The 14,940-nt window shown below is 52.0% G+C and carries 14 protein-coding genes (1 of these 14 running past the window's edge); 13 read left to right on the forward strand and 1 reads right to left on the reverse strand.

Annotated elements, in window-relative coordinates; all coding sequences use genetic code 11:
- From R70723_RS00695 to R70723_RS00735, 9 genes are all read left to right on the forward strand, one after another.
- On the forward strand, nucleotides 1-463 hold the 3' portion of the coding sequence (locus tag R70723_RS00695) for an NAD(P)/FAD-dependent oxidoreductase (protein ID WP_039869005.1). It extends 494 nt beyond the left edge of the window; only the last 463 of its 957 coding nucleotides appear in the window; the start codon falls outside the window, past its left edge; its stop codon occupies nucleotides 461-463.
- Nucleotides 464-565: 102 nt separating this feature from the next.
- Nucleotides 566-1,669, forward strand: coding sequence for a PucR family transcriptional regulator (locus R70723_RS00700; RefSeq protein ID WP_231574808.1), 1,104 nt, complete (start codon nucleotides 566-568; stop codon nucleotides 1,667-1,669).
- Between the two features lie 109 nt (nucleotides 1,670-1,778).
- On the forward strand, nucleotides 1,779-2,900 hold the full coding sequence (locus tag R70723_RS00705) for an ABC transporter ATP-binding protein (protein WP_039869007.1): 1,122 nt from the start codon (nucleotides 1,779-1,781) through the stop codon (nucleotides 2,898-2,900).
- A gap of 230 nt (nucleotides 2,901-3,130) precedes the next feature.
- On the forward strand, nucleotides 3,131-4,069 hold the full coding sequence (hprK, locus tag R70723_RS00710) for an HPr(Ser) kinase/phosphatase (RefSeq protein WP_039869010.1): 939 nt from the start codon (nucleotides 3,131-3,133) through the stop codon (nucleotides 4,067-4,069).
- Between the two features lie 14 nt (nucleotides 4,070-4,083).
- Nucleotides 4,084-5,112: a prolipoprotein diacylglyceryl transferase gene (gene lgt, locus R70723_RS00715; RefSeq protein ID WP_039869012.1), complete on the forward strand. Its 1,029-nt coding sequence runs from the start codon at nucleotides 4,084-4,086 to the stop codon at nucleotides 5,110-5,112.
- A 9-nt stretch (nucleotides 5,113-5,121) separates the two neighbouring features.
- The gene (gene ppaX, locus R70723_RS00720; RefSeq protein WP_039878064.1) at nucleotides 5,122-5,763 is read left to right on the forward strand and encodes a pyrophosphatase PpaX; all 642 of its coding nucleotides are present in this window, start codon (nucleotides 5,122-5,124) and stop codon (nucleotides 5,761-5,763) included.
- 7 nt (nucleotides 5,764-5,770) lie between these two features.
- Nucleotides 5,771-6,295 (forward strand): acyltransferase, encoded by a 525-nt coding sequence (locus R70723_RS00725; RefSeq protein WP_039869014.1) that lies wholly within the window; start codon nucleotides 5,771-5,773, stop codon nucleotides 6,293-6,295.
- A 317-nt stretch (nucleotides 6,296-6,612) separates the two neighbouring features.
- Nucleotides 6,613-7,830 (forward strand): acyltransferase, encoded by a 1,218-nt coding sequence (locus R70723_RS00730; protein WP_039869017.1) that lies wholly within the window; start codon nucleotides 6,613-6,615, stop codon nucleotides 7,828-7,830.
- A 57-nt stretch (nucleotides 7,831-7,887) separates the two neighbouring features.
- Entirely contained in the window at nucleotides 7,888-9,039 is a 1,152-nt protein-coding gene (locus R70723_RS00735) for an acyltransferase (protein WP_039869019.1), read from the forward strand.
- Between the two features lie 94 nt (nucleotides 9,040-9,133).
- Here the strand turns inward: R70723_RS00735 and gntK are convergent, their stop codons facing one another.
- Nucleotides 9,134-10,663: a gluconokinase gene (gene gntK, locus R70723_RS00740; protein ID WP_372238263.1), complete on the reverse strand. Its 1,530-nt coding sequence runs from the start codon at nucleotides 10,661-10,663 to the stop codon at nucleotides 9,134-9,136.
- A 321-nt stretch (nucleotides 10,664-10,984) separates the two neighbouring features.
- On the opposite strand from gntK, the gene R70723_RS00745 reads away from it, so the two are divergent.
- The 4 genes from R70723_RS00745 (at nucleotide 10,985) to hisB (ending at nucleotide 14,940) form a co-directional block, all read left to right on the forward strand.
- On the forward strand, nucleotides 10,985-12,202 hold the full coding sequence (locus R70723_RS00745) for an ATP phosphoribosyltransferase regulatory subunit (RefSeq protein WP_039869023.1): 1,218 nt from the start codon (nucleotides 10,985-10,987) through the stop codon (nucleotides 12,200-12,202).
- Between the two features lie 67 nt (nucleotides 12,203-12,269).
- Complete coding sequence (hisG, locus tag R70723_RS00750) at nucleotides 12,270-12,914, forward strand: ATP phosphoribosyltransferase (RefSeq protein WP_039869025.1); 645 nt, start codon at nucleotides 12,270-12,272, stop codon at nucleotides 12,912-12,914.
- A gap of 117 nt (nucleotides 12,915-13,031) precedes the next feature.
- Nucleotides 13,032-14,339 carry a histidinol dehydrogenase gene (hisD, locus tag R70723_RS00755; RefSeq protein ID WP_039869026.1) on the forward strand — a complete coding sequence of 436 codons (1,308 nt, stop codon included), beginning with the start codon at nucleotides 13,032-13,034 and terminating at the stop codon, nucleotides 14,337-14,339.
- Nucleotides 14,329-14,940, forward strand: coding sequence for an imidazoleglycerol-phosphate dehydratase HisB (hisB, locus tag R70723_RS00760; protein WP_039869028.1), 612 nt, complete (start codon nucleotides 14,329-14,331; stop codon nucleotides 14,938-14,940). The genes hisD and hisB overlap by 11 nt, the downstream gene beginning before the upstream one ends.

Consider the following 14,940-nt stretch of genomic DNA (forward strand, 5'->3'; position numbering starts at 1 on the left):
TGGGGATCTGACCTATATTAATCATGAACGGGAGCCCGTTTCTCCAGAGAATATGGAACGTATTCATGATCAGGGGATCAGATACATTGAGAAGACTGCTGCCAAAATAGATCATGAGAATAACGGATTTATTAAAAAGATTGTTATGGAGAATGGTGAGGAAATTCCCGCTGAACGGGGATTTATTGCGTTTGGGAGAAATGCCGTGCATTCAGAGCTTGCTGCCCAGTTAGGGGTAAATCTTCACAAGAACAGACATGTCGAAGCCAATAGCCGTTCCCTGATGACGAATGTAGACAACCTATGGGTAGCCGGTGATATTGCGGTACATGCAGAGCAGGCTACAGTGGCTATGGGAGAAGGGGCAATTGCAGGCATCTGGATGAACAAGGTACTGAAGAAGCTGAATCCACCCGTTCTGCCGGTATCCAAGCATGCAGTCTGCAGTACAAAGAAGCACTGATTCAGCCGTTCATGGGACCTGTCACTTATCATTCAGATTGGCTTGGCCGCATCCTGTTGCAAAATATGATAAAATAAGCGAAAAGAGCAAAAGTGGTGGAGAATGGTGACTATGGATAGTGAGGCTTTGCGTCAAAGATTGGAGCAGCTCACGGGAAAGAGAACCGGAATCAAACAGCTCGGGAGGCAGCATTCGGCTTCTCTTTTTGGCGTTGGTGCAGAATCGCAGGAACAGCCGATCACCCATGAAGGGCATTTATGGGTTCCTTTGTATGAGAACGAGGGACGGTTCACCGCATTATGGGTTGAAATGGAGGGCCTTTCGCCTCTGGAGCTGGAGCTGGTCAATTATGCGGCACGTAACTATGCTGTCGCACTAAAAGCAACAGGCTTGAAAGAAGAAGGCGAGGTTGAAGCCCGCCAGCTCAGCTTATGGCTTAACTCACAGCTGGAGCAGGAAAAGAACGATGCGGAAATACCGGATGAGATGTCGTTAAAGGGCCGCCTGTTCGGAGATATGATACCCTTCCTGCTGGTCAGTGAAAATGTGCATAATCCGCAGATGACCTACCGTTCCTTGATGAAGCTGCTGCGGAATTACTTTGAGAACGAAATTTTACTTATTCCGCTGCAGGAAAAGGAATGGCTGATTTTGGCCCGCAAGGAACTGCTCACAGGCGGGGATGATAAGGAAGACGAGGAAGAAAGTGAAGATGAGCTGCTGGCGCAGACCAGCATGGGATTGCATGAGCTGATTGCCAGCGAGTGGGTAGGTGTCTTCCATCTGGCCGTAGCACCGGCGATAATCCCGGTAAAAGGCTTGACCGGCTCGTTAGCCCTGCTCCGGGAGACTATTGTTCTTGGCCGGATATTCCAGGTTGGCGACTATATCCACCTCCCGTGGGAGCTTCATATGGAGCGTCTGGTGAACAGTATTCCCGATGGGCGGCGCAGACAGCTGCTTGGTCAGATCGGTGATTACTCTTCCGTGCTGGCAGATAAAGAAATGCTGCTTACGCTGGAAACGTTCTTTGAAATGGACTGCAATGTGAGTGAGACAGCAAAGAAGCTGTATATCCACCGCAACACGCTGCTGTACCGGCTGGACAAGATCAAGCAGGAGACGGGTGCTGATGTGCGGAGCTTCGGGGATGCAGCTATTGTGAAGTTAGCCATGTTATTGTATAAAGTGACGAAAAGAAAATAGGTTTTTTGTGAACGTTACAAATAGCCAGCCCAGCACGTCTGGGGTAAGATAAATGTACAAGAAAGCGATTTATTTTTATTCTAACATTTAAACTCGAGGGGGAAATACAATGGCAGGCGTACGTTTAGAGCATATTTTCAAAAAATACCCGGGTTCCGATAAAGCAACAGTAATGGATATCAATCTTGATATTAAAGATAAGGAATTTCTCGTACTTGTAGGACCTTCCGGTTGCGGTAAATCCACAACCCTGCGTATGATCGCTGGTCTGGAAGAAATCTCTGAAGGAAAAATGTACATTGGCGACCGTGTAGTTAATGACGTTGCTCCTAAAGACCGCGACATCGCGATGGTATTCCAATCCTACGCGTTGTATCCGCACATGAGCGTATATCAGAACATGGCATTCGGTCTGAAACTGCGTAAAGTGAAGAAAGAAGAAATCGACAAGAAGGTACGTGAAGCAGCCAGAATCCTCGATATCGAGCACTTGCTGGAACGTAAACCTAAGGCTCTGTCCGGTGGTCAACGTCAGCGTGTCGCTCTGGGCCGTGCGATCGTCCGCGATCCGCAAGTCTTCCTGATGGATGAGCCGCTTTCCAACTTGGATGCTAAACTCCGTGGTCAGATGCGCGCAGAAATCACTAAGCTGGTTAAACGCCTTGAAACCACTTGTATCTACGTAACGCATGACCAGACAGAAGCTATGACGATGGGTGACCGTATCGTAGTTATGTACGATGGTATCATCCAGCAGGCTGCTTCTCCTGAAGAGCTGTACAATGAGCCAACTAACCTGTTCGTAGCCGGATTTATCGGATCCCCTACAATGAACTTTATCAATGGTACCCTGAGCGATGTTAACGGTGCAGTTCGCTTCCGCGCTGAAAACCTGGATGTTGAAGTTCCAGGCGGCAAAGCAACAATCCTGCGCAGCAAGGGCTACATCGGTAAAGAAGTAATTCTTGGTCTTCGTCCGGAAGATATCCATGAAGAGCCAGTATTCCTGGAAGCTTCCCCTAACACAATCTTCTCTTCCCTGGTAGACGTTACAGAAAACCTTGGTCACGAAATGCTCCTCTACTTGAGCGGCGTGGGCACAGGAACTGTAATCGCCCGTGTAGACGGACGTTCTACTACCCGTGAAGGCAGCAAGCCAAAATTGGCAATCGATATGAACAAAGTTCATATCTTCGATAAAGAATCCGAACTGAACGTATTGCTGGGCTAAGATAGCAGTATCTTCCCTGCTTGAGAAGCCGCCTGAAAGGGCGGCTTTTTTGTATGCCGGTCTTGATTCAATCGGCAGGTCTTCAGGCAGAGCGGCAGGCATTAAGATTGCATTCATAGGCGTTATCCATTAAGATAGCAGGAGAATTACCTACGGATAAGCGTTAGGAAGAGCTGCTATCCAGAAGCGGACAGCGGACTTTACCGCAGGCGACGAAAGGAAGAGCATACATGGCTAAGAAGGTAAAAGTATCTGAATTGGTACAGCATTTTCAATTAGAAGTGGTTTCCGGGCATGAAGGTCTCAAAAGACCGATAACAGTGGATGATTTGAACCGCCCCGGACTGGAAATCGCCGGTTATTTCGAATATTATCCTGAGGAACGCGTGCAGCTGCTGGGCAAAACAGAGCTGGCTTTTTTCGCTATGCTTCCCGAGGAAGAGCGCATCAAAAGAATCCGCGGCATCTGTACTGACAATACGCCTTGTATTGTAATTACAAGAGCACTCGATGTGCCGCAGGAGCTGATTGATGCCAGCAATGAGAAGGGGCTTCCGGTTCTGCGCAGCTCGATGGCGACAACGATTTTTTCCAGCCGTCTGACCAGCTTCCTGGAAGGCAGACTGGCTCCTACCGCGACCATTCATGGTGTTCTAGTCGATGTCAACGGTGTAGGGATGCTGATTACCGGCAGCAGCGGAATCGGTAAAAGCGAAACGGCACTTGAGCTGGTTAAACGCGGACACCGCCTGATTGCTGATGATGCAGTTGAAATCCGTCAGACCTCGGACAATCAGCTCCATGGTACAGCGCCTGAGCTGATCCGTCATCTGCTGGAAATCCGCGGGGTCGGCATTATTAATGTAATGACTTTGTTTGGTGCAGGTGCAATCCGTAACCATAAGCGGATTACGCTGGTTGTGCGCCTTGAAGCATGGCAGCAGGACAAACAATATGACCGGCTGGGTCTGGACGAGGAGACAACCCGGATTATTGATACAGATGTGACTCTCGTAACGATTCCGGTACGTCCGGGACGAAATCTTGCCGTTATTATTGAGGTTGCGGCAATGAACTACCGTCTGAAGCAAATGGGCTTTAACGCAGCTCTTCAGTTTACCAATAAACTTACAGCCACCATCTCTGAAGACATGGATGATCTGGACTAGGAGGAGTGTGAAAGATGTTCTTTTCTTTGGCGATTAATCCCATCGTATTCTCTATCGGATCACTGCCGGTTCACTGGTATGGCCTGATTCTGGGGACCGGGGCGCTTGTCGGCCTGTTCTTGGCTATCCGGGAGGGAAAACGGTTCAATATCCCGCAGGAGTTCTTTATGGATCTGCTGCTGCTGGGCGTGCCGTCTGCCATTATAGGTGCACGGATCTACTTCGTCGCCTTTATGTGGGATGATTATAAGGATAATCTGATGGATATCTTTAAAATATGGAACGGCGGAATTGCCATATACGGCGCCTTAATCGGGGCTATTATCTGCGGGATTATCTATTTCCGCTATAAGGGCTATCCGTTCTGGCGTATTGTAGATATCTGCGCACCGAGCCTGCTGGCCGGGCAAATGATCGGCCGCTGGGGTAACTTTGTTAATCAGGAGGCCTATGGAGGTCCGATTGAAGAGTCTTTCCTGCGTGACAAGCTGCATCTGCCAGACTTCATTGTTAATCAAATGTACATAGGTGATGCTTTTCACCATCCGACATTTTTGTATGAATCGCTGTGGAGCCTTCTAGGAATCGCACTGCTGATGGTATTGCGCCGCCAGAAATTTGTTAAGGCCGGCGAAATATTCCTGTCTTATTTTATCTGGTATTCCATTGGCCGCTTCTTTATCGAAGCGCTGCGTACGGATAGTCTGGGCTTCAACGGAAGCAGCGGTGTTGCCTCTCTGATGGATGGTCTTTGGAGTCCGATGACCTGGATGGGCTTTGAGCAGGGTTATTTTGATCCGGCCTACGGCAATATCCGTATCTCACAGCTGCTGGCCCTGCTAATCATCATCGCGGCTATAATAATCATTGTTGTGCGCAGAGTGACGGGTCAGGCGAATGCTTATTACTCCGATCCGATTGTCAGTACGAAGGCTGCTGCAGCTGGTCCGGTAGTACCGGAGGCTGCTGTCACCCCGCAAAAAGCGCCTCAGGATACGCAGTCCGAAGCGGAACAGGCGGAGAATCAGCAACGTAAGGAGTAAATGACTGATATGATAGAATACGTATTGTTTGATCTGGACGGAACGATTGTGAATACAAACGAGCTGATTATTAACTCGTTCATGCATGCACTGAAGGAGAATAATCTGCCCCCGCTAAGCCGGGAGCAGATTATTCCTCATATGGGGACAACCCTGCAGCAGCAGATCAGTACCTTTACCGGATTGGTGGATACAAGTGCACTTGAGCTGTCCTACCGTGCCTATAATAACGCGCATCATGATGAGCTGATTGCTGCTTTTCCGCGTGTAAATGAGACGATGGAGGCGCTGCTGGAGCGGGGAATTAAGCTGGGAATTGTCACCACGAAGATCCGTCCAACTACGATCAGAGCACTTGAGATGTTTGATCTGCTCAAGTATATGGATACAATCGTTACTGTGAATGATGTTGAGCACGCCAAGCCTCATCCGGAGCCGGTGCTGACTGCACTCCGTAATCTGAATGCTGATCCGCAGCGGACGCTTATGGTCGGGGACAGTGCGGTAGATATTCAGTCGGCCCAGGCTGCCGGTGTACGTGCTGCGGCTGTTGCCTGGTCTCTGAAAGGCGAGGAGACTCTGCGCAAATACAATCCGGATTATATTATTCATGATATGGAAGACATACTGAATATTGTAGAGCAAGGGTGAATGAACCTTGAGAAAAGTAACCCGTTATCCGGTTGAGGGGCATAACTCGCTCTGGTATATTTACCGTACGGTCAGCCCCTGGAAGGGTGTACGCAATTTTATTTTTATTCAGATTGCCAGGTACTGTCCGATTCTGCCGGTCAAAAACTGGATCTACCGCAGCATACTCGGCATGAAGGTAGGCAAGCATACGGCATTCGGCCTGATGGCGATGGTGGATGTATTTTTTCCGGAGATGATAACGGTCGGTGAAAATTCAATTATCGGGTACAACACGACCATTCTGGCGCATGAATATCTAATCAAGGAATATCGTCTGGGGGAGGTTGTAATCGGGGAAAATGTACTGATCGGTGCGAATACAACCATTCTTCCCGGTGTAACCATTGGTGACGGCGCGGTTGTTGCCGCAGGCTCGGTAGTACACAAGGATGTTGCGGCCGGCTCCTTTGTCGGCGGTAATCCGCTACGGGAGCTGCGGCCGGCATCTTCAGGACCTGACCCCGGTACAAAACTAACAGACAGGTTATAGAGATACCCTGCAGTCTCAGCTTGCGTGCGATAACGCCTAGGACTGCGGGGTATTTTTGTGCTGAAAATCCGTATTTATATAGCTCTGGCAGCTGTTATAAGAAACATTAAGCAAGTTTTAAGTACACCGGCAGGGCAGGAAACGTTATACTTGTATTGTAGTTAGAAGAAACATGCAGTCAGCGTAAGGACGCTGCAGCAAATATCAGAAGGTAAATCAGCTTAGGACAGGCTCCCTGATAAGGTTCAGTCATCATGTTCCGCTCGCTTGGCGTCTAAATGAACTGCCACTAAAAGCAGAGAAGAGGACTATTTATTATGGATGCAGCCAGACAGGAAAGACTGCCCCAGCTGGATATTTACCGTGCCCTGGCGATTACAGGCGTACTGCATGTGCATGCTTCATCGTTTGCCGCCGGGGAGCAGGCACTGAATTCCCCCTATTATTACTGGCTTAACTGGATCAATATCTTTTTTAAATTCGGAACCCCGTCATTTATTTTTCTCAGCAGCTTTGTGCTGTTCTATAATTATTACGGGCGTCCAGTTACAAGGAGTCTGATCGGACATTTTTACCGGCGCAGGCTGAAGTATATCCTGCTGCCTTACCTGCTGGCGTCTATCGGGTACTATACGCTGACATTGTATGTGAACGGGGTACTCATGCAGCAGCCGGCTGAGAATCTGTCCAGCTTTCTTGCGGCGCTTTTTTCTGGATCAGCCTATGCGCATTTGTATTTTGTGTTCATCAGCATTCAGTTTTATCTGTTGTTTCCGCTGATACTGAAGCTGTTACAGAGCTCCCGGCTGTGGGTAAAGTGGGCGTTTCCGCTGGGGCTGGGGCTGCAATGGGGTTTTATTCTCTGGAATAAATACCAGCTGCACATAGTGGAGAAGGGAAGTCTGGCGATTTCTTATCTCGCTTACTACATGCTGGGCGCTTATATTGCAGTTCATTTTGAAGAAATGAAGCGCTGGCTGATGCAGCCATGGGGCAAGCTGACGTCCGGGCATAAGCGGCTCACTGTACTGCTGTTCACTTCCTGGCTGGCGGCTGCCTTTATTCACGTACAGCTGTGGTATGAAGCCCGCCATTTCGGGAACTGGACGGATTCGCTGTGGTATGAGCTGCTGTGGAATGTACATACGCTGCTGTCGGCGCTGGTGCTGCTCTATGTAACTTTTATGCTCTACAGGAAGGCCCCGCGCGGGCTGGTCGCTTTTTTAACAAGGCTGGGGGAGCTGTCGTTCGCAATCTATTTGATCCATCCGCTGCTGCTTGCCGTTTACAGACGATTCCGCTACAGCATATCTCCTGATTCCTTACTCTATGTGGGGTTTATCTATGGCGGACTTATGGTTGCGCTCGCGGGAAGCTGGATTATGGTGCAGTTTGCCTTTCGACGGTTCCCGCAGGCATGGATGGCATTCGGCAGTGTGCCGCGTCCTCTGGCTCCTCCGGTGAAAGTGAAGCCGTCGGTTACAGCGGGAAATGGCCAGGTTCAGTCTGAAATAAAAGGAAAGCACGGAGCTTGATGCAGCGGGGCAGTAATTAACAAATCCGGGATGCGGAGCTTAACAGGAGGAACAGATATGGGACATAAGGAAAGAATTCCGCAGCTGGATATTTTCCGGGCAATTGCAATTTTTGCGGTATTGGCGATTCACGCTACTTCAAGGACATTATCGGAAACACTGGGAACAGGCATGTTTCATCCGTTTTTGTTCATCAATAAATTCAGCCAGTTTGCGGTGCCGTCTTTTGTATTTTTGAGCGGATTTGTACTGTTTTATAACTATATCGACCGTCCGCTCAGCGGAAAGACACTGGGGAAATTTTATAGCCGGCGGCTGATTTATATTATTGTGCCTTATTTTGTTTTTTCGCTGCTATATTTTATCCTGAAAATGACAGCCGGACATACCTGGAACATGCCGATTGATGATATGGCAGCCAAGCTGTGGAAATACCTCTGGACGGGGACGGCTTATACACATCTGTATTACATCATCATTATTATTCAGTTCTACGTGCTGTTTCCGCTTATGCTGTGGTGCCTGCAAAAGGCCCGTAAGCTTGCTGCCTGGGCACCGGTTATCGGGCTTGCACTGCAATGGGGCTTTGTGCTGCTGAACAAATATATGGTGAACAACGGATACTGGCAGCTGTCCAAGGGTAGTCTCTCCATTACCTACTTCTCTTATTTCCTGCTGGGAGCGGCGGTTGCCATCTATTACGGCTCTCTAAAGAAATGGCTGATTCCTTCCCGTGAGGGCTGGAAATCCGGCAGAGGCGGAGTCTGGATTGCACTGTGGCTGTTATGGGCGGCAGCAGGCGTAATTCATGTACAGCTGTGGTTCAACAACTATACGAAGAAGACGGTAATCAACAGCCTTTGGTATGAGGGCTTCTCTAATCTTCATGCGCTGCTCTCCTGTCTGGTGCTGCTGCAGCTGTCCTTCCTGCTGTACGGGGCGGGCCGCAGTCTGCTGACGCGAATGCTGATCTCGGTGGGCGCATGCTCGTTCGGCATTTATCTTGTGCATCCTGCGATTCTATTCTTCTACCGGAAACTGCCGTTTCACGGCGGTTCGCTGGCCTATACGGCGGCTATCGCCGGGGGCTTCCTGGCGGCACTCCTGCTCTCATGGCTGGTAGTGGCAGTAGCCTTCCGTTATATTAAGCCGGCCTGGGTGCTATTCGGCTCCGCGCCGCAGAAACCGAAGTCCAAAGCTGCAGTTTAAGCAAAAATAAAAGCGCCGGCATGGTCTGTATGCACAGACTATGCCGGCGCTTATTTGTTGTAGCCTTCGAAAAGTACTGCCTGAAGGCCGATGTTTATTCTCCGGCCTGTTCACGCTGAAACCCGGCAATAGCCTCATATTGGCTCTCCAGGCTGCGGAAGACAGAGATAAAGATAGGCAGAAGCTGCTTGTAGACCTTGGCATGCGCTTCTACCGGTACATGCCGGTGTGTGGAGCCGATCATATCAAATACAATATCGAGCGATGCGGCCCGCCCGGTGGCATACAGCCCCAGTACAACGGCTCCCAGACATGAGCTCTCAATACTCTCCGGTATAATGACCTCCTGATCAAAAATATCAGCCATCATCTGCCGCCAGAGAGAGGAGCGGGCAAATCCGCCGGTGGCAAGAATGCGGCTTGGACGGTCAATGCGTTCCTCCATGGCCAGGAGAACCGTGTACATATTAAAGATGACGCCTTCCAGCACCGAGCGGATCATGTGCTCCTTGCGGTGGGTCATGCTCAGCCCGAAGAAGGAGCCGCGTGCATCCGGGTTCCACAGCGGGGCGCGTTCACCAGTCAGATAAGGGTGGAACAGCAGTCCGTTACTGCCGGGAGGCACCTGCTCGGCTATCCGCGTGAGTACCTCGTAAGGATCAATGCCGAGGCGTTTTGCTGTTTCAACTTCAGAAGCAGCGAATTCATCGCGCACCCAGCGGAACAGCATGCCGCCGTTGTTCACCGGACCGCCGATCACCCAGAGCTTCTCAGTAAGGGCATAGCAGAAAATCCGTCCCTTAGGGTCGGTAAGCGGGCGGTCGACGACAGTGCGGATAGCACCGCTTGTACCGATTGTAGCCGCTACAACACCGGGCTCGATTGCACCTACGCCAAGATTGGACAGTACCCCGTCACTGGCTCCAATAACGAACGGCGTTGAATCAAGCAGTCCAAGCTGCTCCGCAAAGCCGGGAAGCAGCCCCTGGATTACCCGGGTAGTCGGCACAGGCTCGGACAGCCGGTCGGCCGTTATTCCGGCAATACGCAGTGCTTCCGGGTCCCAGTCCAGTTTCTCCAGATTGAACATACCTGTACAGGAAGCAATGGAGTGATCTACAACATATTTGCCGAACAGCTTAACGAAGACATATTCCTTAACAGAGATGAATTTAGAGGCCTGCCGGAACAGCTCCGGCTGCTCTTCACCCAGCCACATCAGCTTGGTTATAGGTGACATGGGATGAATGGGTGTGCCTGTGCGGAGGTATAGCTCGTGTCCGTTCAGTTCATTTTTGAGACGAGCTGCAGCAGTGCTGCTGCGGTTATCAGCCCATGTAATACATGCGGTAAGGGGGGCGCCGGCAGAATCAACAGCGATTACACTGTGCATTGCAGAGCTGAAGGAGAGAAACAGCAGCTCGTCCGGGCGGATTGCGCTTTGCTGCATGACTGCTGCTATAGTATGAAGGACAGCGTCCAGAATCTGATCCGGGTCCTGCTCGGCGACTGAAGGCGACGGCTGATGCAGCGGATAACCTTCACTAGCCTGGGTGACGATGCTGCCGTTTTCCCTGAAGAGAACGGCCTTGGTGCTGGTAGTTCCAATATCAACGCCTATCATATACGATGTATTCAAGTTCACAGTCCTTCTTTCTGCTTGAGAATAGATACTTGGAACGCTGAATGCGGAAAATGCTGCGGAATTATATTAGTTCATTATAGTATCCGTAAAGCACAGTGGCAAAGACAGGAATTAATAAGTTGGGTAAGTAATGGAGGGGGACTGGAGGGACAGGTGTTATCCGGCGCGAAGGTAAGGTATTATTGACGTAGGAAGACAGTCCATGATACGATGTTCCCACCACTTTACTTTACTACCACTTTACCATAGTAAAGCGAATTACATATATTTTTATGAATGCTGACGAGGTGACTAATGAAGATGTCCAAACCGAAGGGATTCGAGAAACCGGCGGGTGTACGTGATTATCTGCCGCGTGCAGTCAAGAAGCTGCGCAAGATTGAACATGATGTGCTGCACTGTATGAGCCGCTGGGGATATCAGCAGATGATAACTCCAACACTGGAATATTACGACACGGTTGGTGTGGCCAGCTCTACATCCGACCAGAAACTTTATAAACTGCTGAACAACCGGGGGCAGGCGCTGGTATTACGTTCCGAAATGACGGCTCCGGTAGCGCGGGTGGTATCCTCTCTGCTCAAGGATGAGCCGCTGCCGCTTCGTCTGTCATACCACGCCAATGTGTTCCGGGCTATTGAGGAGGAAGCAGGCCGGGAGGCTGAATTTTTCCAGACCGGCGTGGAGCTGGTCGGTGATGATTCCCCTGAGGCGGATGCAGAGGTTGTTGCGCTGGCGATTGCCTCATTGCAGGCAGCCGGGGTGAAGTCCTTCAAGATTGCCATGGGCCATGTGGGCTTCCTTAACGGGTTGTTCCAGGAAGCTGTGCCAAACCTGCCCGAGGCGCAGGAGGAGCTTAAAAGCCATCTGCTCGGCCGTGACTATGTAGCCTTCCGGGATACCCTGCGGCGGCTTGAGCTGCCGGATGCCCAGAAGAATGAGCTCTATGGCCTGCTGCGCCTGCGCGGCAGCAAGGAAATCTGCGGGCAGGCGCTGGAGCTCACCAGCCATCCGCTGGCCCGTGCCTCGATCGAGCATCTGTGCAAGGTGTGGGAGGTGCTTGTATCCTACGGGGTATCGAAGCATGTGCTGATTGACCTGACTATGATCGGTGATTTCTCCTACTATACCGGAATGACCTTTGAGGGCTATGCGTCTGAGCTTGGCTTCCCGGTATGCGCCGGGGGACGGTATGATAACCTGCTGCAGCAGTTCGGCCGGCCGGTTCCGTCAACAGGCTTTTCCCTGAAGACAAACCGGATTCTGGACGGGGTGACCGGTATGCCTGAGGAAGAAGAGCTGCCGGTATTAATCCAGTATGATGCGCTGCGGCGGACAGAAGGGCTGGCGGAAGCCGCAAGACTGCGGTCCGAAGGACATATGGTTGTGACCAGACTGGCCGCAGGCCCTGAGGATCTGAAAACGGTAAAGCGGCTTGATCCGGAGCGGGTAGAGGCAGACGGCGGGCAGTACGGTGAAATATATACCTTCGTGTCTTTTGTTAGCGAGCATGGCTGAGCTGAAGAGGAACGGATGAACTTTTATAAAGCAGTTAAAAGAGTGATAAGAAACGGAGGTTAGTGACATGGGGCAGATCCTGAAGGTAGCTATGCCGAAAGGCCGGATTTACAATAAAGCGGCAGAGATGTTCCGCCAGGCAGGCCTGCCGATTCCCCCGGACGGGGAGGAGTCGCGCAAGCTGGTTATATCATTGCCTGAGGCGGGCATGGAGTTTATTCTGGCTAAGCCGGTTGATGTGCCTACCTATGTGGAATATGGCGTAGCAGACATCGGAATTGTCGGAAAAGACGTGCTGCTTGAAGAGGAACGCGATGTGTACGAGCTGCTTGATCTGGGCATTGCGCGCTGCCGGATGTCGATTATCGGCCTGCCGAACTGGCAGCCGGGCATTCAGCAGCGGGTAGCCACCAAATATCCGAATGTCGCTTCGCGGTATTTCCGTGAGCAGGGCCAGCAGGTAGAGGTTGTGAAGCTGAACGGCTCCATTGAGCTTGCGCCGCTGATCGGCCTGGCTGACCGGATTGTCGATATGGTGGAGACGGGCCAGACGCTGAAGGATAACGGGCTGGTGGAAATGAAGAGCATCTTTGAAATTACGAGCCGGCTTGTCGCCAACCGCGTAAGCTACCGGATGAAAAACAATGAAATTCAACAGCTGTGCGACCGTCTGCAGGCGGTTATCGGGGAGCCGGGTTTACAGCTGAAATAATAACGGGAAGCCTAAGCAACGGCATGTCTCACGAAGACTTACGGGCAGGCGAATGATAAATAGAAGGCGTCGGGATACAGGAACAAAGCTTTACATGTGCAAAAGGGGGAAGCGGCGGTGAAGGTGAAGTCGAGCAAGGATTTTAAGCTGCAGCGGGATGTGGAGTACGGAACACCGGAGCAGAACGAGACCGTAAAGCAAATTGTAGCTACTATAAAAAAAGAAGGCGATGCCGCGCTGCTCCGGTACACGGAGCAGTTCGACCGCACGGTGCTGACTGCACCAGAGCTGCGGGTGACACCCGAGGAGCTGCAGGCAGCGTACAGCCGGGTCGAGGATTCATTTGTCACCGCCATCCGCGCAGCAGCAGCTAACATCCGGGCGTTCCACGCCCGCCAGAAGCGCAGCTCCTGGATGGATCTGCAGCCGGACGGCACGATCCTCGGCCAGATCATCCGCCCGCTGAAGCGGGTGGGCGTCTATGTTCCCGGAGGCACGGCGGCCTATCCGTCGTCCGTGCTGATGAACGTCATTCCGGCACAAATCGCCGGGGTGCCGGAGATCGTTATGGTCACCCCGCCGGCCACCGGCGGCAAGGCGGGGATTGACCCTTACATTCTCGTTGCCGCCGCTGAAGCGGGCGTAAACGAGATTTACCGGGTAGGCGGCGCCCAGGCGGTCGCCGCCCTGGCCTTCGGCACGGAGTCCATCGTGCCGGTCGATAAGATCTGCGGGCCGGGCAACATCTATGTTGCCCTCGCCAAACGCGAGGTCTACGGCGTTGTCGATATCGACAGCATCGCCGGACCGAGTGAAATCGTCGTGCTCGCCGACGATACCGCCGAGCCGGCCTACGTCGCGGCCGACCTGCTCTCCCAGGCCGAGCATGACACAATGGCCTCGGCCATCCTGGTGACGCCGTCGCGCAGCCTGGCGGACAGCGTGGCTGCCGAGGTCGAGCGGCAGCTGCAGGACCTCCCGCGCGAGGCGGTGGCGCGCGCCTCGGTTGAGAACCACGGCGCGATTATCGTTGTGGACTCGCTGCAGGAAGGCATTGAGGTGGTTAACCGGCTGGCGCCGGAGCACCTGGAGGTGGTGGCGGCAGATCCGATGGGCCTGCTCGGCAGCATCGAGAATGCCGGAGCGATCTTCCTCGGGCCGTACAGCTCGGAGCCGGTGGGCGATTATTTTGCCGGACCGAATCACATTATACCGACCAACGGCACGGCGCGGTTTGCTTCGCCGGTCGATGTGGACGATTTTATAAAAAAATCAAGCCTGATCTACTATAGCAAGGAAGCGCTCCTGCGTGACGGGGAGACGATTATGGAGCTGGCCAGACGTGAAGGCCTGGAGGGCCATGCAAGGGCAATTCAAATCAGACTGGAGAACGAAGCGAAGGGTGGAGAAGAAGATGGAGAATAACAATAATGAGCTGGCAGAGCGCAAGGCCGGTCTAAGCCGCACAACAAATGAAACGGATATTACGCTGTCGCTTGGTGTTGACGGCAGCGGTGTTGCCGAGCTGGAAACGGATGTGCCCTTTCTGAACCACATGCTGGATCTGTTCGCCAAGCACGGCCAGTTTGACCTGTCTGTGCAGGCCCGCGGGGATATCGATATTGATGACCACCACACGGTTGAGGATATCGGTATTTGTCTGGGACAGGCGCTGCGTGAAGCGCTGGGTGATAAAAAAGGGATCAAGCGTTATGCCAGCGTCTTTGTTCCGATGGATGAGGCACTTGCGCAGGTTGTGATTGATATCAGTAACCGGCCGCATTTTGAGTACCGGGCAGAGTATCCGTCGCAGCAGGTAGGCAGCTTCTCTACAGAGCTGGTGCACGAGTTCCTCTGGAAATTTGCGCTGGAGGCACGGATTACGCTGCATGTCATCGTACACTACGGCTCTAATACCCACCACATGATTGAGGCGGTATTCAAGGCACTGGGCCGGGCGCTGGATGAAGCGACACTGATTGATCCGCGTGTAAAGGGTGTGCCTTCTACGAAGGGAGTGCTGTAG

Origin of the sequence: Paenibacillus sp. FSL R7-0273 (assembly GCF_000758625.1) — a bacterium.
Lineage (GTDB): Bacteria > Bacillota > Bacilli > Paenibacillales > Paenibacillaceae > Paenibacillus_AQ.